Consider the following 21,900-nt stretch of genomic DNA (forward strand, 5'->3'; position numbering starts at 1 on the left):
GTCGGCTTTTCACTTTACATGTTCAAATCATCGTTTCTGTTTTAATTTGAAGCTGGATTATAAGCATCTTTCGTGATGCTTCGATTAAGGCAACAGACTTTCGTCAGAAGGTACATTCGTGTCCGGAGCTTCTGCTGCAGATACGAATAACCGTCCTGGGGCTTCCAGCTCGACTTTATTTCCTGCTGCATCCTGAGCACGGATCACGATCACTCCACCCTCAAGCACCAGCGAAGAAGCTGTGGTATAGGTGCCTGTATAGTGACCAGGTTCCGTTTCCACCAATGGAATCTCTGCCCCAGCCTGTGTGCTCAGATTGGATGGCAGTTCAATCCGGAAAGAAGCCTGCAATTTGGAGATACTGTCGAACGAAACTGTTACGGTTTCTCCTGCCACAATCCGTACATCCTCAGCCGGAGAAATATTGGTCAGTTCAGGTAAAGCCGTTTCCACATAAACCGTCCGCGTCACGGTTGTTTTATTGCCTGCAATATCTGTCGCTATGATTGTGATCGTGTTCTTGCCCTCATTCACAAGTACGCGATGATTAAAGCTTCTGTCCTGCTCCAATTTCACCTTTTGTCCGTTAATGGTTACTTTGTCGAGGAACTGGTCCTCCGCATTGCCGGTCACATGGACCACTTCTGTGTTGGTTCGGCTTCCTTCCTCAGGTGTGACGACCGTTAACACAGGTGCTGTCTGATCCAAGATGATCACAACTGGAAGGGAACGGTCCGTCGTTTTTCCGTTAACTACCGCCTCGGCAGTAATCGCATTAACCCCTGCACGAAGTTTGACATTCAGCTTGAACTTTCCATTCTCCACGGTTGTTGTTCCCGCAACTTCTTTCCCGTTATAGATCTTGATTTGGGCTCCAGAAGCTGGGGAAGTACCCGATACAGCAAATGTCGCCTGATTGGTATAGGTGCTCGTCGGTTGCGTGAGTACAGGTGCATTCACCGGATATTTCACCACTGCACGAATCATATAGTTCCCCTCTTCAGCTGGTGCAGCACTCCATGCACCGCCTACACGCTGCCAGCTCCGCCCTGCATTCACACCATTTTCATCGGTTGCGAGTCCAGGTGAGCTCGTTCCGACAGCAGTCTGCACATACACGATATAGAAATCGCCTTGTACCACGACTGGCTCAGGAAATTCAACAGTTGTCCACTGATCATTACGCAATGCCGTGCCGTCGAATGGTCCTGCCAGCAATCGGCCTGGCGCTCCACCCGATCCGGAGGCATCATAGACAGCATATTTGAATGCCGTTCCACCTGGTACAGGCCATTGTGTGTTCCAAAATCGAAGTGAAGCACCTGTAAGCTGTGCTGTCTCCAATTCCGGCGTCATACGTACTGCCCATGCGTTATCTGCGGCCACAAAGGCTCTAGCATTTTCAGCCGTTCCATCGTCATAGGCGATTTCGCCAGGAAATCCGATAAAAGGTTTTAAGGCAACTTTCGCTTCCACTTTACCGTTTCCAGGAACCGTTACATTTACCGTTTTGCTATAGTAGTCCATCGCGATGATCGACAGCGTATAGCTTCCTTCCAGAACATCCAGAACGAATTTGCCGTCTGCTCCTGTGCGAACAGTGCCTACTTGAGCATCTTCCAACACGAGAACGGATGCTCCAGCTATAGGTTTTCCTGTCCGTTCATCGCTCACAACACCTTCAATCTTACCTTGGGGAATGGTTTCCAGATTGAAGTTGGCTGTCGCTCCACTACCGTCCGTGATCGTTACCGTCTTCGTCTGAGGATAATACCCATAGGCCTCAGCCTTCAACGTGTAATCTCCCGCCACGTGAGTGAAACTGTATTTGCCTGTTGTCGGGTCCGTCTTCACTGAACGTCCTGTTTCCAGAACGGTAACCGTTGCACTTGCAGGCAAGCTTTGCGGTGTCACAGAACCTGTGCCAGGTTTCTGCACTTCAGGCTGCTCCTGCTTGGTTTTATTGAACTCAGCCTTGTCCGTGCTTGAAATTTTGTACCAAGGAGTATCATATTCCGGCTTAGCCTTGTCACTGTTCAGAACAACCGCGGTATCTTTCGTCACCGTCTCAGTGGCGATACCCAGAATGCGGAAGTCATCAATGTACCAGCCTTGCTTGACGACACTGCTGTCCGAGGTCAATCTGAACCGGAATTGAACTTCATTTCCTTTCAATGCAGCCAAATCGTAGAATACCGGAGTCCATTGTTTTCCATTTGAAGAATGAGAGAATTTGCCGAGCTCCGACCATGTGTTGCCACCGTCTTTCGTGGCTTCAACATAACCGTAATCGTATCCACTTTCGATTTCATACCAATGATTGAACGTCAGCGTAGCATGATCCACCTGAGTTAGATCCACGACTGGCGATACCAAAGAATAGTTAGAACCGTTCTCATAGGTACTGTCCAGATCGGTTGCCCAAACATTCGGTGGAGAAACCGCACTGGCAGGTCCAACAACAGGTACTCCGCGTTCCCACTCGTCCTTGGTACCCGAATGAGTCCACCCGTTGTCACTGTTGCCATCAAAGTGATCGATGAAGATATCTTCAGGGACCTCCACCGTCACGGATACCTCATTCGACTTGTTACTCTCATTGCCACTATAATCAAGAGCGGCTACCGTATAAAAATAAGTCGAATCTGTTACTGTAGCCGTATCCGTAAATGTCGTTGCAGTTGTATTTCCGAGCAATTCATAACCTGAGCCGGAATTCGTTGAACGATACACGTTGTAGGATTTCAGATCCTCATCGTCCGATCCCGTCCAGGACAAGTTTACGTTCCCCAGTATGTCTGCAGAAGCGGACAATCCGCTTGGCGCTCCCGGAGCAATATCATCTGGAGCTTGTACTGAGAAGTCATCGATATACCAACCAGCCTTTTGAATGGAATTATCACTGGTCAGATTAAATTTGATAAATACCTGTTGACCGGCGTACTCACGCAAGTCAATATATTGCGTTTTCCAACCTCCACCGGCACCTGTAAAGCTCAACGCCTCTTCAAATGCGAAGTCACTATCCTCTGTGGCAATGTACACTTTGCCAAAATCGATGTTGCTCTCCAAATCATACCAGTGCTTGAAGGATAACAAGGCTCCCTCGGGGCTCTGGGTAAGATCAATCGGCGGTGCGAGCAAATAGGCATTGCTGTTGGCCGCATAAGTACCCGTCAGATTGGTTGCAATCAGCTTGTCACCGGAGAAGGCACTTCCCGGTCCACTTGTTGGTGCTCCCCATGCCCAGGTGTTGCCAACTCCACCCGAGGTAAAGCCCAGATTATCTTCCTCAAAATCCTGCAGGTACCCAGGCTGGACTCCATTGGATACAGCAACCTTGTAAACTTCACTCTCGAATCCGTTATTGCCATAATCATTAACCCGGATATAGTACTCCAAACCTTGTGACTCGATCAAAAATGCCGGAATTGTCGCTGTGTAGGTTCCATCCTTGGCATCCCCAGCTACTCGATTCATTGGCAGATATACGTATTGACTTGTGCCCGTTGTTTTGGCAAAAGCCTCCACCGTGGTTACACCGACATTATCCGTAACACGCGCAGTCAGTGGAATATCAAGCCCTGTAAAAGCAGAATTTACAGGCGTATGTTCGAGGACCGGCGCTTCCAGATCGTCACCTGCTGTGACAACCCTGCCCGATACCGTGCCTATACCTTCAAGAACGGAGCCGACAGCATCCAGTGCATTGATAATGCCGTGACCGTAGCCGTTATTTGGCGAGGTTGGATACCGGCTGTCTGTTCTCGGTGTTGCTGTATCCATAATGATCTGCTCCAACTGATCAACCGTAAGGGAATGATTGGCTTGAAGCAGGAGTGCGGCCAGTGCAGTTGTATGCGGGCCTGCCATGGAAGTGCCGTTCCAGCCACCCTCATATACTCCGCCCGGAACAGAGGAACGAATGTTTACACCTGGAGCCGAAACTTCAGGTTTAATTTCTTCATAAGGGGAAGGACCAAGAAGGGAGAAAGAAGCGAGATTCCCGTTGATATCCGTTGCTCCCGTTGCAAAGCTCTCCGGATAGTTGGCAGGGTTCGCAACCGAACCTGGACCTCCCGGATTCGTCAGTGTCACATTCCCGGCTGAAAATTCCGGAAAGATCTGTGCATCACGCCAGGCCTGAACCATTGGACGGAACCACTCGTCCAATCCTGGACCACCACCCCAGGAGTTGTTAACCACATCCGGGGCAAGCTCAGGGTGCAAGTTTCCTTCGGCATCCACTGGCGCAATCAGCCATTGCCCGCCATCCAATATAATGGCATCGGTGGTACTTGGATTGAAAATCCGGACAGCAATCCATTTTGCTCCGGGAGCAACCCCGATCTTGTTGGTGCCGTTCGCTTCGGAGCCTACCATCGTACCCATGGTATGTGTACCATGACCGTCTCCATCCGCAGGAAGCGAAGCATTGCTATGGGGATCGTACCAGCTTAGTTCGGGATCAACGATATTTCCCGAAGCATCAAGCCCTCTCCATTTGCTCCGAAGCGCTGGATGCGTGTAATCGACCCCGCTGTCCAGGTTGGCAACAACGATTCCTGTACCGTCGATTCCTTTATCCCAGACTGCTGGCGCGTTGATAGAATCGATATTCCATTCTACGTTCTCTGTCTGCAGGCTCTTATCGTTAGCCGCTGCACTTTCTTTCCCTGGCGACTCTTTGACCGGGGTCGTTGCAGTGTCTGCCGCAGGGGCTGCGGTTGCTTTTTCATTGCTGACCTCGGTCTTTTGCAGGAAACGCTCCTCATTTGGCAATATTTTATCTACCTCAGGCAGAAGTGCAATCTGTTCCATGACTTCTTTGGTGCTCGTTACTGCGAGTGCATTAACGATGAAATAGCTTTTATATTCTTTGACCTTGCCAAGGTCAAGTTCCTTTTCAAGAAAACTTTCAAGTGTATACTGAGATCGCGAGGCCGTTTCCCGCAGAGAGCTGACAACGGTGCTTCGTACCGACAGTTTCGTTGCCGAAGCCGTTTGCTTTTCAATGGTTGCCTTTTGCAAGGCTTGTTTGGAGACAGAGGCTGTATCTACCTGTTCTTTCATTTTCACCAGATAAGTAACATAATCATTGCTCTCAAATTCCTTGCTCAGCTTGGCGTTGACTTTGGAGGTGGTGATGTTGCCCGAGCTGGATTTCATGTCGATCTTCTGCGATGCGGCGTTTTCAGCTGAAACCGGTTGTATGATAGATAATGCAAGGAGAAGCGACAGGCCCATGGAGAGCGGCTTGCGTATACGATTCATCTTTATCAAACTTTTCCACTCCTTTTACCCGGTTTTTGTAATACAGCGATTCACTGTATCCATTTCTTTAAACGAAACGATGATTGAAACGGCCTCCACTGGACAGACTTATTGCGTTTATTTACATCAAGCCTCACCTCCTTTACAGGATAGGTTATGAAATTACATCGCATGTGAAAGATTATAGATAGCCAATTTCAGCGTATATGGAAGAGTTGGATTTCAGATCAATCCATCTTGTGAGCGGAAGTTTATTCGCATGCATTAAGGAGGGTAATCACCGGCGTTAGCAAGAACGCATACTTTACATGGGAGTATTATGGATCTGGGTAGATCAGGAGATTTCTTTACCTATGTACAAACCAACTTTTAAAATTACATATAATATAAAATTTAGAATCTAATTGTATATTTATGGTATATTATAGAGTCATAAAAAGAGATATACAAGCACTTTTATAGAAAAATATAGAAAATAAGCCTTTATAATGCTTTCTTAAGTCTAATGACTCTCGGTTAATCATCTGTTTTTCGCAAATGCGAACACCCTGGATTTTTGATTGATTCAAACAGTTCTTTATAACTACGTCTGATTATTCTGACATCAAAAAGAACGACGCGAGAAACTTCACGCCGTTCTTTTTGGGTTCTTCCAAACCAATCGTGTCATGTGCGTTGTTTCAGACGATCCAGCACCAGATACACAACGATGGCATCATCCAGATAACCAATCGGAAAGAGATAGTCCGGGATCAGATCCGCAGACGAAATAAAATATAACAATGCACTGCCGATCAGCGACCGATCGTTATCGGGTGTAATCTCATCACAGTATTGAATATGCATTTCCTTCAAATGTTCAATAAACGGTCCTGCACCGTTTATCTGATTAATTTTTAGATCAAACTCCTTACATATTATTCGATGCCCTTCATCCGTACGCGCATATTGTTCGTACTTGACCATTTCCTGTTCTATCCGCTCTGTTGTCACATCGAGGTCAAATAATTTCGTATGTTGCAGGACCGTCTTGATCGATTCAAGCGAATCCAGAATACCCCGCTCGGCCCCTCTTTTGGCGTTATCGATTTTGTAGCCGGCAGCTTCAATGAGATGATCCAGGGAAACGTCCAACTGCTCGGAAAAAATCTGCAAATGGGTGAGCTTCGGTTGCTGCTTCCCGTTCAGAATCCGAGAAATGGTGGCCGTGTCCATTCCGCAAAGCGTGCTGAATTTGCGCATCGAGAGAGAGCGTCTGGCAAGCAGAGGCTTGATCAAATCTCCGATATGGCAATCCTTTGCTTGATCGTTTGCTCTCACCAGCATCCCTCCAGAGATATGATCGATAGTCTAGTATATGGGACAATGTGGTGAAAGTTTACTTTATTCTTTCTTCATCAGCAGCGTTTTGTTGCATTTTTCTCAAGGACGGGCACATGAATCTCAACACGACATACATTAAGAGCAGAATACAGATCATGAGGTGATTTTATGGCGTGGATGCTCATTCTTGCTTTGGCCGTCTCTTCGAGTCTTGACAATCTGGGTGTCGGATTATCGTACGGGATCAGAAAAATCAGAATCAGCCTATTTTCGAATTTTTTGATTGCCGTTGTTTGTTTATTATTCAGCTATTCAGGCATTTTGTTCGGGAAATGGATTTCAGTCGTGCTTCCTGGCGTTTTCCCTATCCTACTGGGGACATTTATCCTGCTCGTTATCGGTTTTCGTATCATCTTGTTATCTGTTCCCCGCAAGAAGAAAGATCACGATGAGAACGATTCCCAAACCCTCGGGATCGGGTCTATTTTGCAAAATCCGGAACGGATAGATTTGGACAAATCGAATCATATTGGAGTTCTGGAAGCATTGATTCTCGGTGTTGCCCTTTCGACAAACGCACTGACGAATGGCTTAAGCGCAGGGCTCATGGGCTTATCCCCCTTGTATATTTCCCTTACCGCAGCGATCGGCAGTTTTGTTACCGTATGGTTTGGTGTGTGGATGGGGTCCAAAGCGGCTAACGTTCGTATTGGTTCATTCACATTGGGACAATTCGGAACGCTTGTCAGCGGGGTTCTCTTATTGCTGATTGCAGCCAACAATTTGTTCTGATCATTTATGGTAAACTCCAAAAAGGAGACATCTGATCAGATGTCTCCTTTTTGAGCATGTTAAACCTTTTGTTAATGGATTATTGTCTTATCAGAATCCTGGGTTATATACCCGGCTTATCTTACTTCAGTGCCGTAACCACTTCTTCACTGGAGCGAATTCGACCCAATCTGGGGAAAATGGTTTTACAAACGTAGTCATGTTCTTCTTTGGTAGCAGCTGTCATTGCATCTTCTACAAAAATCTGTTGATATCCATGCTGATAAGCTTCTCTGGCTGTAGTATCCACGCCGATCGACGTGGATACGCCACATAATACAATGGTATCAATTCCCCGACGCCGCAACTGGAGGTCCAGATCCGTACCGAAGAAAGCACCCCATTGACGCTTGGCAACCGTATGATAAGGTGTATGGGCAGTCATTTCAGGCACGAATTGATCCCAGTCTGCGCTAAACTGAATCGTAGCCCGTTCCATATCCGTCTTTGGTTTTAACATGTCTTTTCCATCAACGGACGAGACTTTTACAAGCACGACAAAGGCTCCCTTTTCCGTGAAAGCCTGTGCTAACTTGGCCGCATTCTGCACCACCTGCTCGCCTGTATGCGGAGCCTGTAACGGGCTATTCACAATCCCCTTTTGCAAATCAATCACAACCAACGCTGTTTTTTCAGCTGAAAATTGTTCAGCTTCTGCTTTTTTCAAGTTTTCCATGATCTTCTCTCCCATTCGTTTCAAGTTTTTTGTATACCTTAAAATACACCCAGCCAGCATTGATCAATATCAATGCACTGGTAATCAAGAACACATATCGTATTCCCAGCCAGGCAGCCACTTGTCCGCCTAAAACAGCACCGCCGAATACACCCAGATATCCTGCTGACATGTTAAAACCAAACATTCTACCTGTCAGTGAAGCTGGTGTGATTTTTTTGATCAGAGTATTCACCGAAGGAATTAACCCAGCTGCCGCCAATCCCAATAAGAAACGCAAGCCCATTAACTGCCACGGACTGGTTACAAACGCCTGTGCTATGAAGAGAATTCCGGCAGCTAAAAGAGCAACCAATATGACCTTCTGTGCGCCTATTTGGTCCGAAAGCTTACCCAGTCTTGGAGCAGCAATGAGATTGGCGAGTCCTGATGCCGAGAACACGATTCCAGCCAATAGAGCAACATGCGAAGTGATACCGGAAAGCTGCGTAATATATACGGTAATGATAGGCTCCACCGAATATAAGGCCACAGTGAGTACAAAAAAAGTAACAAACAAGTTAATCGTCAAACTTTTCTCGGGCACTTTTCGCCATACTTCCCTAAGACCAAGCACCACCTTGTCCTCTCGCGTGAACGATTCCTTCACAAATAAAGCAGTCGTAATAAAGGCAATCATCATCAGCCCACCCGTTATAAAAAACGAATTTTGGATCCCCCAATTTACCTCTATGAATCCACCAATTGTCGGACCGATCAAGGAACCTGCGATGTTGGCGGTTGAAAGTGTTCCCAAAGCATAGCCCGCATGTTTGGATTCGGTTTGGGTCGCTATCAGCGTTGTACAGGCGGTGCTATATCCTGTGATGACACCCTGTAGCAGCCGAAGTCCAATGAGCATGTACACATTTGTTGAGAACCCCATACAACCTACCACTACAGCCATCCCCAAACTGGCTCGAAGCAGCATCGGTTTTCGTCCCCATCGGTCGGCAGCCGCTCCCCATAGGGGGGAGAAAATGGCGGAAAGCACAAAGGTGATGCCAAAGGCAATGCCAGAGAATTGGGCAATCGCTGCTGAATCATTCACACCAAGCTGCTTGATGTACAGCGGCAAAATCGGTGCGATCTGACTCATGCCAACTCCGGTCACAAACATTCCGAACCAGCATACAATCAAATTTCTTTTCCACAGCGGCATATCAACAAGCCTTCCTCCTGCTTCAGAATCATATCCTCATCTTAGCGATCAGAATGGCTATGCACCATGCATTATGTTAAACTCCATGGACATTTTTGCTGTAAAATTCCGATGGACTCATTCCTTCCAATTGTTTAAAAAGCCTACTGAAATAAAACTCATCCGTGTAACCGAGTACCTGCGCCACCTCTTTAACTTTGTTGTTTCCTTCCAAAATGATTTCTTTTGCCTTATCCATTTTCAGTTTGTTAAAAAATTCTATGATGGAGTATCCGGTAATCTCTTTGAAAGCTCTTGATAAATACGGGGCTGATAACTGTACCAGCTCAGATAGTTGGGTCAAGGTGACTTTACGATGCAAATGTTGATTCATATAGTTGATGATCTTTTCCACTTTCAAGGATGTCGCATAATTACGATGTCGCTTTTTTATATTTTGGCCAATCGCGATAATTAATTGCTGTAGTAAAGACTTGGTGCTAAATTCATAACCCGGTAGTTTTGTATGCCAGGTGTCCACCATATGTTTAAATACTTCATCCACTTGATAATAATCCTGTAATTGCTGGACAGCGGGCAAGGGAAACATCTCTACGTCCTTGTTTACAGTCCATGTATTGTCATTCTGCTCGATCCGGACATAACTGAAGTGAACCGAAAAAAAACTTATGGGATCGTTAAGATCAATCTCTATCAAGTGAGGCACATCCGGTTGAAGGTAGATCAGAACGCCTTCCTGAATGGTATGTCTTTTACTCTCGACGGTAAAATCCGCTTTGCCGCCTGTAATAAAAATGAGTTCATGATGCTGAAGCGTGCGCACCCCTTTATTGGAAAATGTTCGAAGTTCATTCGGTTTCCTTGAGTTGCAGTATAAAATATGGAAAAAAAGCTGTTCTATATTCATAGTTCCCTCCACGCACATATCGTTCTTGCAATCCTCTTTCTGACGAAGATAAACCTAAAAGAACAAAAAAACAAGCTGACTCCAATACATTATGGAGTGCAGCCTGTTTCGTGATTGTATTTATTCTTTGGATCGTCAAAGTAAATCAAGTAATATTCAAACCACCACTTGCATAGCCAGTTACGGTATTAATAAGTGTAAGTCCGGCTGCAGTTGCGGAGAACACGAGCAACAACTGTGTCTGTGCAGTAACTGGAATGGCCAAACCGGTAGTTATGCCGCTGGATATAGTCCCCAGTCCGATAATACCTGTCAATGGAGGTGCTAAGGTTACAACAGCTCCAGGAACTGCCGAGAAAGAATTGTTTGGCGTCGGTGAACTGAATAATTGCGCCGTAATGGTTACGGTTGAACCAATTAGGCTCAATGCAACAGTGGTACTGAAATATGCAGAGAGGGAAGTGATAACGCCATCCCTTGGAGCCGAGAATGCAAAGTTGATAAGAGGTCCCAGGGCCGTTCCGGTTAAATCAATGAGCCCACCCACGACATCAATTCCGGTGGCGGAACTTCCAAAACCAATGAGACTTGCCGTTCCTACCAATCCACCCGCAATCGTTGTCAGGATCGCTGGTCCGCCAGAAGCAAACGGAATGATGGCTCCCGAACCTGTTGCTCCCGTTACACCAGTAACACCAGTGGTGCCTGTTACTCCGGCCAATCCCGTCGCTCCTGTTGCTCCTGTATCACCGGTCGCCCCAGTAACTCCGGCTACTCCTGTTGCTCCAGTTACACCTGTTACCCCAGTGACCCCGGCTACTCCTGTTGCTCCAGTTACACCTGTTACCCCAGTGACCCCGGCTACTCCTGTTGCTCCAGTTACACCTGTTACCCCAGTGACCCCGGCTACTCCTGTTGCTCCAGTTACACCTGTCACCCCAGTGACCCCGGCTACTCCTGTTGCTCCAGTTACACCAGTGACGCCAATAGCACCTGCTGCTCCTGTATCACCCGTCGCTCCCGTTACACCAGGATCTCCCGTGGCTCCGGTTACGCCTGGATCGCCTGTCGCTCCCGTTACACCAGGATCTCCCGTGGCTCCGGTTACGCCTGGATCGCCCGTCGCTCCCGTTACACCTGGATCGCCCGTCGCTCCCGTTACACCAGGATCACCCGTGGCTCCCGTTACGCCTGGATCGCCCGTCGCTCCCGTTACGCCCGGATCACCCGTGGCTCCCGTTACACCTGCCGCTCCAGCAGTTCCTGTCGCTCCTGTAGATCCTGTCGCTCCTGTCGCCCCACCTGCTGGACCTGCTGCACCCGTGGCTCCGGTTGCACCCGTCGCTCCGTTCAGACCGGCTGCACCTGCTGGCCCCTGAGCGCCAGCAGCGCCTGGAGTACCCGCTGTACCGGCGGGTCCGACCGGACCAATAGGTCCTGCTGGACCTACTCCACCCTGAGAACCCGCAGCGCCCGCTGGCCCTTGTGGTCCAGGTACACCCTGAGGACCTGCGGGTCCCGCTGGACCCTGACTGTCTGTATTTCGAAGACCTGTTGTAACGGCAACTTCAGTTGCCCGAATCAAAATGACCAGCTGATCTTTCTCAGCGGAAGTGATATTTCCCTGTAAAACGACCGACAGCAGCAAATCAAGCAATTGCTGCAAATTGGTTCCTACAGCGATCGGAGAAAATGGAACGACCTCTGCAGAAGCAATTGTAAGCTCCAATGCTGCTTCAAGGTCTGCCTTGGTTCCCCGTTTCAAATCCGAATGATGGACCAGTGCCAGCAATTTACGCAGTATCTCAATCAGAAATGAAATATTGGATGGTGTGGGATTGGCAAAGACCTGTATAATCGCTGTTTTCAACTCACCAATCAACTTGAGAAGTAGTTCGGCTTCTTTTTCAAAGCACTTGTGATGTTCTTCTCCTCTACCTTTTTTAAATCCGCTTCCACCAAATCTTATACGTTTCTTTGGTTTCATTCTTTGGGATCTCCTCCTTAGTGAACCGTCTTACTCATTACCAATCGGGCGAACGTCACTTGTTTGATGTGATCAATATATTAGCCAAAACGGATTCCGTGATTGTTTTTATAGATATTATTCATATAAAAAACATTCCAGACTGCACAACCGGAATGTTTTTTCGTAAATAGAGCGCTTATATATTGAAATGTATTAGCTAATACATGGATCAGTTCAATTTGTTAAACGACCATCTCTGTGCATCTGTACCGTTATCATTCCATTGTTGGATTGCAGCCCCATCTGCCGTTGAAGAGCTCGACACATCTACTGCCAATCCATTCACCTTGGAAATGATTTTGTAGTAACCGTTACCCGCATCCTGGATGCTCCACCTTTGGGCGTTAGAGCCGTTATCGTCCCATTGCTGGAGCTGTACGCCGGGTGATGCTGTTGAGTTAGGCACATCCAGAACTTTTCCGCTGTGAACCGCCGTGAGTTTATAGAAACCATCTCCTGTGCTGTCGACCCTGAACGTTTGGTTGCTCGCAGTGTAGTTGGTCCATTGTTGTACTTTGGCTCCGCTTGCCGTAGATACATCCACGATATCCAACACTTTACCACTGGCTTTGGAACCGATCGTATAAAGACCCCCGCTGACGATGTTCGGTGTACTCGCTGCTTGATATACCCGCACATAATCCACCAGCATTTGTGACGGGAAAGGTGTCGCATTATTAGGGCTGCCAGGCCAATTCCCACCCACAGCCATATTCAACAGGAGGAAAAACGGACGCTGGAACTCCTCGGTATTCCCTGTTCCATTTTCGATGTAAAACTCATTGAACTGTTTGCCATCCACAAACCATCTTATATATTTGGAATCCCATTCGATGCTGTATACATGAAATTGGGAAAAATCAAGATTCTCCGATATCTTTCCATAATCGGCATGCCCGTTAGCATCCCAGTGCACGGTTCCGTTTACAAAAGCATTGTTGTTGACCCGCTCCATAATGTCGATCTCTCCGCTCTTAGGCCAGCCAACGGAATTAATGTTGCTTCCCAACATCCAAAAAGCAGGCCACAGCCCCTGACCGGACGGCAGCTTGATGCGTGCTTCAACTTTCCCGTAAGTAAAATCCTTCAAGCCTTGGGTTTTGATTCGTGCGGAGGTATAGCTGCTGCCATTGTAATTTTCTTTGCGTGCAGTGATGACCAGATTGCCACCTGTAACTTGCAGGTTCTCGGTGCGATTCGTATAATACTGCAATTCATTATTTCCCCATCCGCCGCTGCCGGTACCAATCTCTGCAGACCAATTCGACGTATTCAGAGAACTTCCATTGAATTCGTCACTCCACACCAGATTCCAATTGGTCGCTGCGTTTGTCGTCGTGCCAGGCAGTAAAGCGATTAGGAAACTGAACAGCACCAGCGTACTTACGATTTTTCTTTTTCTCAACAATCTTTTCCCTCCCCATATTAACGGACTGATTCTGAACGGGGATACCCCATTTTTCTCAATCCGTAACAACGTTTACATTAAATGTATTCTGTATGCAACTGGATTATTTCTAACAGCGAACAGGATATTCCATGGACAAGACGGCATTTGAAGTATTTTATCAGGCCTGTGCGAATGAACGGTCCATACCTTGTGACCTTTAATATATTAAGGACATGGCAAATGGTTTGTTCTCAACGTGAGGAAGGAGTAAGCGGTATGAGCAAGCAAGTAATCATTAATGCGGATGATTTCGGGCTGTCGCCCGGCGTTAATCAGGGGATTATTCAAGCATATCAGGCTGGTGGAATTACGAGTACTTCGATGATGGTGAATATGCCGGGCTTTGATCATGCACTGAGTTTAGCCCGATCGCTGCCGGACCTCGGAATCGGATTGCATTTTAACCTGACTTACGGGAGACCCGTATCCGATCCGGCCATCGTGCCTTCTTTGGTGAATCCTGACGGTGCTTTTCATCAAGGCCAGTCTGGATTCATACGAGACTTCGCTGATATTGCCAAAGAACTCGATGCTCAATGGAACGTTTTGGCTCAAGCGTCAATTTCCCCTACACATCTCGATTCCCATCAGCTGCTGCATCAAAACGATTCCATCATATACAAAATCATGGCCGAGAAAGCTGTTCGGGAAAACATCCCGCTTCGGAGATCTCAGGTCCGGCATTCAAGCCCTGATATGCCAGCCCCCCGGATGACAGATACGATTCTGCTGGATACTTATGGAGATCATGAGGGTTTGCAGCGATTGCTTCAACATGTATCTACACTCCCCGATGGCATTACCGAGATTGTATGTCATCCGGGATATGTCGATGATGCCCTGCGTGAAATTTCCAACTGGCTGGACATCCGCGAGCATGAGCTTGCCGTGTTTGTTAATCAAGATGTTGCCCGAACGATCCAGGCGCTTGGCATTGTGCCAATAAACTACAGAGCGGTGATGGATACTACCAATGAACCATGCGAACTGCCACCAATACAAATGACATCCCCTCTCAAACCAGTAGGAAAAAGACGGCCTCGTCATTTGCGACAGCGCTTATTGAAGCGGCAGCGTATGGCGAAGGTACATCGTTTATCCAAAAAGCGAAGAACGCTCCGTCGATCTTCTTCAACCCGCAAACGAGTGTAATCCATTGCAGAATCGCACAAAAAATAGGACTATAACCAGTACATATCGCTGTTGGTTATAGCCCTTTGATCTCGTCTCTTAATCCAGCTCTATTTTAAATACGACGGGTGAGCCACTCTGCACGTTCCTTGTCGTTATCGTCAAGGACTCTTCCGTCCTGCTCCATTCCGGTTGTTCCTCGAAGCCCAATACCTGAATGTCCCTGATCAGTCCATGGAAATGATGAGAGTTTTCCTTCAGCGAACGAATATGAACGATCCCGTTCTCCGGGTAGGCCATAACCGTGGCATAAAGGCAGCTTTCTTTGACAGTGAAACGAATGTCCTCACTTGTAAAAATCTTGGTCTCGCCATCTGTAAACTGTCCTTCCTTCACCTCGGTTGGCCCTTCCCCATACGTCCGCCAGAAGGTCGTGTCATAAATTGCCTCGCCATTCACTTCGAGCCATTGACCTATGGCAAGCAAAATATCTCTGTCTTCATCCGGGATGCTGCCATCTGCTTTTGGACCAATATTCAGGAGCAGGCTGCCATTTTTGCTTACAATATCCACGAGGTCCCTGATGATCTCATCCGCTGTTTTATAGTTGTTGTTTTCTGTATAACACCAGGAATTTTTGGCGACAGCCGTATCCGTTTGCCAGAAATACGGTTTCAGATCGGCGAATTGTCCGCGCTCCACATCGGGAACGGCACAGCCGAGCATAAAGGCATCATGTTTGTAGTTAATCGCTACCGGAATGCCCCACTCTTCACCTTTGTTATAGTAGTAGGCGCTGAACTTTTTCAAGTAAGGTTTGAACGCTGCCGTCTGGATCCACCAGTCAAAATAAAAAACGCTCGGCTGGTATTGATCCACCAGTTCACAGCAACGAAGCAGCCAATCTTCCAGATATTCATCCGTTGGAGGTGAGCCGTATAAGTCCTGATGATCTGGTTCTGGCATGGCAGGCCAGTAGAAATCACCGCGTCTGAGCGGCTCCTTAACGTCTGAATCAAATTTTTTCCCATGGGACATAAAAAACCAATGTTCAGCACGGTGTGAAGAGACACATAAGGTAAGTCCCTGCTTCTCGTACGCGACCTTCATCTCCCCCAGCAGATCTCGTTTTGGACCCATTTCAACTGTGTTATAGTGAGAGATGGAGCTTTTGTACATTTGAAAGCCATCATGGTGCTCGGCTACAGGCATCACATATCGGGCTCCGGCTTGTTTGAAAAGTGTTGCCCACTCGTCTGCGTCAAACTTCTCGGCGCGGAACATTGGAATGAAATCCTTATAGCCAAACTCCTTGGGATGACCATAAACGCTAAGGTGATGTTCATACGCTTTGGAGCCTTCGATATACATATTTCGTGAATACCATTCACTGTCATAAGCAGGAATCGAGTAAAGGCCCCAATGAATGAAAATACCGAACTTGGCGTTCTTGTACCACTCGGGAACCTCGAATGCGCTAAGTGAATTCCAGTTGTCCTTATACTTACCTTCGGCAATCGTTTTGTCGATCTGCTGCAAATATTCATTTTTGTCCAGCATTGTTCTCATTCGGTTCTCATCCCTTCCGTTATCGGCTGCACTTGTATTGTAGTAGCTGGTTGAACAGATAAACATGCAGAACATTAACTTTTGCTTGGACAATACTAACCTTGTAAGGGAGATGAGGATCATGATCATGAATCATCAGACACTGCTCACAAACTACCTGTCCAATCTGCAGGTTGATTTGTTCATGGTCAACTTCAATCGCTGCGATACGGATTGGCGGGACCTCGATTACACACCCGATTACAGCAAATTTTATTTGATCTGTGAGGGCGAGGGCTGGCTCAAGATCGGCGATCAAGAGTATTATCCTGCACCTGGACAGCTTTTTTTGATGCCAGAGGGGGTCACGCAGTCTTACTCTGCCATCAGTGATCGTCCTTTTCTCAAATACTGGTGTCATTTCAGTGCGAAGGTTGGAGGCATCAACCTATTTCAAATTTTGAATTTCCCCCACTTCTGTTCATCGGATCGGCCCGAGCTGATCCAGGAAATATTCAACAGCATTCTTAATTACGCCCGATCCGGTGAAGTGTATGCGCATATGATGGCAAAAAGCAAATTAATAGAGTTGTTGTCCCACTACATTATGCATCTGGATCAGGAACAGATTAGTTATAACAATGTGCCTGTTATGGAGAAAATATCTGCAATACTGGCCTATATCGATTCCAATATTGAAGAAAGTATTTCTGTCCGCGATCTGGCTCAGATTGCCTACATGCATCCCAATTATTTCATCCGTTTCTTCAAACAGCACATCGGTGTTCCACCCATGCACTACATTGCCAGCAAAAAAATGGAAAAGGCAAAAGAACTTCTGACCTGTACGCCAAAAACAGTCACTGCAATTGCCGAGCACCTTGGGTTTAGTGACTTATATTACTTCTCCAGGCAATTTAAAAAGCATACAGGTCTTAATCCAACGGAGTACCGCAAACAAATCATGGTCTGAACATCGACAAAGATGACATCATTTCACTCGCCCAAAAGCAAATGGAGCCCCACAAAGGGAACTCCATTGTCATATCTTGCTGCGGTTTCCCGCGCCTTGCACAACCACTCTTTTGACCTCTCTCAAATAGGCGTACCCATAATCGTCATCCGGTTCAAGGTACGCTCCTTCCGCCCACTCATTCCATGCGTTAACGAACAGGAAGCCACTGCCGTTCAATTCCTGAGCTTTCTCCATCTGTCGCGATAGATACAAGCCGAATTTTTCAGGTGTTGCGCCTACAGTACTCTGTCCTTCAACCGACCGACGCGGTGTATTGTCCCAATTCACAAATGCACCAGGATATACGACTTCCCCGTTTCGGTGAGGTGTTCTTTCGAGAATGGATGACCATACTTTATCGTAGTCGACCACAATGTGCTTCTTCCCCTTGATGTCCAGTTCAATCCAGATTCCATTCATATGACCATGTGCAAACGTATAGTGGGGCTCAAATTCCATGCTTGCGTCAAAGGCAGGTCGATTAAAGGTAGGAAATCCACCGATCGTCTGCACAAAATGAATACCCTCCAGCCCGTGTTCTATCGCAAGCCTACGCCAATAATGAATCATTTCCTGACATCGAGGTATGCTTGCAGGACGATAAATCAGAAATAGCGGTTTTCCCTCTACACGAATGTATCGTTTGTCCTTAAACGCTCTGATCAGATAATCGAAATGTTGTTTCCAGTCACTCTCTTCTCCGTAGTCCTGCGAAATAAGAATATCCGATTCGCGTCCATCCCATTTGCGTGTCCACGTTTCATTGGCCCATGATAAACAAAAAGGGAAATCCGGTTCCCCACTATCCAAAATTTCATCAAACGGCTTTTCAAGCAATCGTTTTCCTTTAAACCAGTAGTGATAATAACAGAATCCGTATATTCCGTAATTTTTGGCCGTGTCAGCCTGCCATTTGCGTACCTTGGGGTCCGTTAAATCATAGTAGTTCTGATGCAATGGCTTTTTGGGTTGCAGATGGCCTGGATAAAGGGGAATTGTTTTTTTTACATTGGTCCATTCTGTAAAGCCATCCCCCCACCACTTGTCATTCTCCGCAATTCGATGAAATTGAGGTAAGTGTAATGCAATAAGCTTCAAGCAGGACTCCTCCAATTAACAGACATATTCATTGGAAAATAATATCCATAAGTTGCAAACTTTTATGAAGATAGGATTGATTGTACTTCATATAAGAAAGTGCCCGGGAGGCAGCCAGTCTTCGTTGATCCACATGGTCCCAATAATGTCCAAGCTTCTGTACGAGTTCTTCAAATGTTGCATAGCGTTGGAAGTCATCCGTGTTCAAGGGCCCGCTTGAAGAAGCCGAAATAAGTTGAAATGTGCCGCACGCAGCTACTTCCATGATACGTCTAACGGAAAATTTTTCCTGAACAACAAGTTTGGTGCCGTTGTATAACTTTTCCCGAATCTCATGAGGTTTCACGGGCACAAATGCACCGAATCTCTCCCACCCCTGTCCTTCAACTCGCACTCTTTTATCCGATAACGACGCATGAGTTGCAAGAGCATACAGGCAGCTGCCAGGGTGTGCATCCCCAATGATATAAACATCGGATTCATATTCTCTTCCCACCACCTGTGGACAGAACACTGTGGGATTCGGTGGAAAAGGTATTGCATGACATGAGACATTCACCATATGCTGATCGGAGGGAATCTGGGTCGAATGCTGTGTAAATACATAATCAAAAAAAGGGATGATTGATTCCAACTGTTTTACATCCGACTGGTCCGACAACCAAATCGCCTTTTTGGCAGAGGATGTCCTCAACGCTTCCATATTCTGATTTGACAGAGCATCTTCTCCATCCAGTACCAGAATCAAATCCAAATCCTGCCCTGCCGTATGATCTGCCAACGACTGAATCGTTTTGATTTCATTAACATGTTGAACCAAATGCCTCAAGCTCTGTTCAATCATAATAGATTTCGCAGAGCCTTTTCGTTCTATTGCAGGAGTAATCAGGAGGACCTTCAGCTGTTTATAATGAACACGGGGAGAATCCGAAATGTTCCCATTGTCTTTACTATCCATGGACTGTTCCTTACCGTCCTGAATCATTTTCATAAGATGCTGCTGCAGATCCGATTGCTGTACCACCAGATGATGCCGGATTGATTTAAGTTTTCGGTTCAATCTTGCGTTCATTTGTCTGAGGTATAGTTGATTGGGATGCTGGACAGGACGCCGATTCTTTTGGGATTTGGCTAGCATACGCCTCCTTTTTTTGATGACCATACCCTCCAATCACGAAGCGGATTAACTCTCATTGCCTACAATATGCATTTGTCTTTGGCTAGGTTTCTATCGCCTCATTTTTAGGTGTTTAACTATTCAAAGATGGGCTTCACCCGTGTCTTTAAATGTGCCACAACCCCGTGTCCATCCGGTTCTTGTCCTCATAAAATATATCAAACCAGATAGGAGTTGATATGATTGCCAACATTCGATAGCATTCTTGTCACGGGAAATCAAACTATTAATCAGGATTTGCAGGTAAACGGTAATGTAACCATTGGCCTGGATCTGCAGGTGAATGGAGAACAGACGGTTGCTGGCAGCTTGCAGATTAACGACAGCTCCTCCATTACAAATAATCTGGGTGTCGGCGGGGTTATCGAGGCAGGAGACAGTGTAAAAGCAACAACACAGCTCATGGCCATGAATCAGCCGACTCTTCCAGTTGCCTTGCCACTCATCCAGCAACTGTTATATTATAATCCCGGTGTACTCAATCAGCCGGGTCTAGTGTTAATAGGCACTAGCGGGAATAAGTATGTTCTGTTTATTGATGAGAGCGGAGGAACACCAAATCTAGCGATTCAACGCGTGTAGGTTTTTCACGTAATATAGAAAGTAGTATAAAGAGGATGTCTCCAAAGTCATGAATATGACGACGGACATCCCCTTGTTATCGTTATTTTGTTTTAACGAATCTGGTACACGCTATTGGCTCTTATTAGTCCATGTCTGTAATCTAACGAATCACAGAGACGTTATTTCGTTAATGAGGCCGATTTTTAAGGTGTTAACGCCGTTTTGTGACGGAATAACGTCACTGAGGTTCGTTAAAATGTGCATTCCTTAAAAATTCGCCGTTTAAGGTGTAGTAGGTTCGTTTGCACCTTAAGACGACTTATTCAGGGTTGATCAAAATGGACAAGGCCCCTTTGGATTCCAATTGCAGGTGTAAAAGCTCATCATTGCGAAGGTTCACCTGCACATTTCCGGTTTGCTCCCCATCATTGAATAGAACGACGGCAATCGAACCATCCATATTTTTGAAGGCAACGGAACGAATGGATGCCTCATTGGAGGAAGAGTCAATCCGCACAGCCTGTGGACGAATCAATGCACTGAAATGAGCCAGAGCATAATAGTCTAGTGTATAGGTAAGCTCTTTCGTTTGCTGGTTAACCTTCACAATGCCTCGGCACGTACTTTTCCCGAAGCCAGGAACGGTAGGACCGTTGTTCTCATCCAGTGCCATATTCCAGAGTACAAAAGATTTGCTGTAATTGCGAAGAATCTCAATACCTGTTCTGATCACATTGGAGAAAGCTTGTTCGAATGGAGGAATCCATTCCCCACCAGATCCTTCGGTGAAGTGTACCTCTTTACCAGCAAAGGCTTCATATACCTTAGTTTGTGCTGAGGCTTCGCCCCCATACCAGTGCCACGCGACTCCATCCACTTCATCTGCTGCCTCATCAAGTACGGTCAACGGATAATCCGGACGATCCCAGTTGTGATCATAACAGAGGATTTTGGTTTGAATGTCGTTGCGTACCAAAGCCGGCTTGAGATGATTTTTGATAAAGTCTGCTTGTGCTTCAGCTGGCATCAACATGCCGGGATAATGTCCTGGTTCATAAAGTGCCTCATTCTGTGGTGTTACGGCATGGATAGGCAATCCATGGGATGCGTAGGCTTGAATATATTTCACAAAATAGTCCGCATACGCCGAATACCACTCATTTTTCAGTTGACCTGTAATCATCGAGCCGCTTGTTTTCATCCAGCCCGGGGCACTCCAAGGTGAAGCGAACAGCTTCAGATCAGGATTCAGCTCCAAAGCCTTCTGAGTCAAAGGAATAACATCCGCTTCATCATGTATAATGCTGAACCCGGATAAATCCGGGTCCGTTTGATTTTCTGGCAGATCATTATAGCTGTATACCGTTCTGGCATAGTCTGAAGCTCCCATCGGATTGCGGATGACCGACAATCCAATGCCTTCCTCGGGATGGAACAACCGGGTCATGACTTCAGCTCTCTGCTCTTCGCTTAATATCTGGTTGATCAGATAGGCCGCTGAGTCGGTAAAAGAAGCCCCGAAACCATCCATTTCCTGATACGTTTGCTGATCATCGAGAAGAATAGTCGTTGTCTCCATGCTGGAGTCCTGCGATTTCAATTGATCCTGGGACACAGATACAAACAATGCATCTTCTCCCGTGGATTTGTACATTTTGAATTTCGTCATATGCTTT

15 protein-coding genes are annotated in these 21,900 nt (G+C 46.6%); 4 read left to right on the forward strand and 11 right to left on the reverse strand.

The window, feature by feature from the left end:
* Positions 1 to 84: 84 nt before the first annotated feature.
* Together BMW94_RS19715 and BMW94_RS19720 are read right to left on the reverse strand one after the other, a co-directional pair.
* Complete coding sequence (locus tag BMW94_RS19715; protein ID WP_254790311.1) at positions 85 to 5,274, reverse strand: S8 family serine peptidase; 5,190 nt, start codon at positions 5,272 to 5,274, stop codon at positions 85 to 87.
* A 666-nt stretch (positions 5,275 to 5,940) separates the two neighbouring features.
* On the reverse strand, positions 5,941 to 6,594 hold the full coding sequence (locus tag BMW94_RS19720) for a DUF1232 domain-containing protein (protein WP_254790306.1): 654 nt from the start codon (positions 6,592 to 6,594) through the stop codon (positions 5,941 to 5,943).
* Between the two features lie 171 nt (positions 6,595 to 6,765).
* Here BMW94_RS19720 and ytaF point away from each other — a divergent pair, with 171 nt between their 5' ends.
* The gene (gene ytaF / locus BMW94_RS19725; RefSeq protein WP_091000651.1) at positions 6,766 to 7,389 is read left to right on the forward strand and encodes a sporulation membrane protein YtaF; all 624 of its coding nucleotides are present in this window, start codon (positions 6,766 to 6,768) and stop codon (positions 7,387 to 7,389) included.
* A gap of 121 nt (positions 7,390 to 7,510) precedes the next feature.
* Here ytaF and BMW94_RS19730 read toward each other — a convergent pair whose 3' ends face one another.
* From BMW94_RS19730 to BMW94_RS19750, 5 genes are all read right to left on the reverse strand, one after another.
* Positions 7,511 to 8,104 (reverse strand): hydrolase, encoded by a 594-nt coding sequence (locus BMW94_RS19730; protein ID WP_091000652.1) that lies wholly within the window; start codon positions 8,102 to 8,104, stop codon positions 7,511 to 7,513.
* Positions 8,076 to 9,305: a multidrug efflux MFS transporter gene (locus BMW94_RS19735; RefSeq protein ID WP_091000653.1), complete on the reverse strand. Its 1,230-nt coding sequence runs from the start codon at positions 9,303 to 9,305 to the stop codon at positions 8,076 to 8,078. Before BMW94_RS19735 ends, BMW94_RS19730 begins: the two co-directional genes overlap by 29 nt.
* A 76-nt stretch (positions 9,306 to 9,381) precedes the next feature.
* Positions 9,382 to 10,212: an AraC family transcriptional regulator gene (locus BMW94_RS19740; RefSeq protein ID WP_091000654.1), complete on the reverse strand. Its 831-nt coding sequence runs from the start codon at positions 10,210 to 10,212 to the stop codon at positions 9,382 to 9,384.
* 145 nt (positions 10,213 to 10,357) lie between these two features.
* Positions 10,358 to 12,199: an exosporium glycoprotein BclB-related protein gene (locus BMW94_RS19745; protein ID WP_091000655.1), complete on the reverse strand. Its 1,842-nt coding sequence runs from the start codon at positions 12,197 to 12,199 to the stop codon at positions 10,358 to 10,360.
* 211 nt (positions 12,200 to 12,410) lie between these two features.
* Positions 12,411 to 13,649: an RICIN domain-containing protein gene (locus BMW94_RS19750; protein WP_091000656.1), complete on the reverse strand. Its 1,239-nt coding sequence runs from the start codon at positions 13,647 to 13,649 to the stop codon at positions 12,411 to 12,413.
* A 258-nt stretch (positions 13,650 to 13,907) separates the two neighbouring features.
* Here BMW94_RS19750 and BMW94_RS19755 point away from each other — a divergent pair, with 258 nt between their 5' ends.
* Entirely contained in the window at positions 13,908 to 14,843 is a 936-nt protein-coding gene (locus tag BMW94_RS19755; RefSeq protein WP_175480771.1) for a carbohydrate deacetylase, read from the forward strand.
* Positions 14,844 to 14,921: 78 nt separating this feature from the next.
* Here BMW94_RS19755 and BMW94_RS19760 read toward each other — a convergent pair whose 3' ends face one another.
* Positions 14,922 to 16,382: an alpha-L-fucosidase gene (locus BMW94_RS19760; RefSeq protein ID WP_368086927.1), complete on the reverse strand. Its 1,461-nt coding sequence runs from the start codon at positions 16,380 to 16,382 to the stop codon at positions 14,922 to 14,924.
* A gap of 130 nt (positions 16,383 to 16,512) precedes the next feature.
* On the opposite strand from BMW94_RS19760, the gene BMW94_RS19765 reads away from it, so the two are divergent.
* Complete coding sequence (locus BMW94_RS19765) at positions 16,513 to 17,343, forward strand: AraC family transcriptional regulator (protein ID WP_254790308.1); 831 nt, start codon at positions 16,513 to 16,515, stop codon at positions 17,341 to 17,343.
* A 69-nt stretch (positions 17,344 to 17,412) separates the two neighbouring features.
* On the opposite strand, the gene BMW94_RS19770 is transcribed toward BMW94_RS19765, so the two are convergent.
* Positions 17,413 to 18,483 carry a glycosyltransferase WbsX family protein gene (locus tag BMW94_RS19770; protein WP_091000658.1) on the reverse strand — a complete coding sequence of 357 codons (1,071 nt, stop codon included), beginning with the start codon at positions 18,481 to 18,483 and terminating at the stop codon, positions 17,413 to 17,415.
* A 28-nt stretch (positions 18,484 to 18,511) separates the two neighbouring features.
* Positions 18,512 to 19,621, reverse strand: coding sequence for a glycosyltransferase family protein (locus BMW94_RS19775; RefSeq protein WP_175480772.1), 1,110 nt, complete (start codon positions 19,619 to 19,621; stop codon positions 18,512 to 18,514).
* A gap of 222 nt (positions 19,622 to 19,843) precedes the next feature.
* Between BMW94_RS19775 and BMW94_RS19780 the strand changes: the two genes are divergently transcribed.
* Positions 19,844 to 20,242: a hypothetical protein gene (locus BMW94_RS19780; RefSeq protein WP_091000660.1), complete on the forward strand. Its 399-nt coding sequence runs from the start codon at positions 19,844 to 19,846 to the stop codon at positions 20,240 to 20,242.
* A 301-nt stretch (positions 20,243 to 20,543) separates the two neighbouring features.
* Here BMW94_RS19780 and BMW94_RS19785 read toward each other — a convergent pair whose 3' ends face one another.
* Positions 20,544 to 21,893 carry a glycoside hydrolase family 30 protein gene (locus BMW94_RS19785; RefSeq protein ID WP_091000661.1) on the reverse strand — a complete coding sequence of 450 codons (1,350 nt, stop codon included), beginning with the start codon at positions 21,891 to 21,893 and terminating at the stop codon, positions 20,544 to 20,546.
* Positions 21,894 to 21,900 lie beyond the last annotated feature (7 nt).

The organism is Paenibacillus sp. OK003, assembly GCF_900109515.1.
In the GTDB taxonomy this organism is placed as follows: domain Bacteria; phylum Bacillota; class Bacilli; order Paenibacillales; family Paenibacillaceae; genus Paenibacillus; species Paenibacillus marchantiae.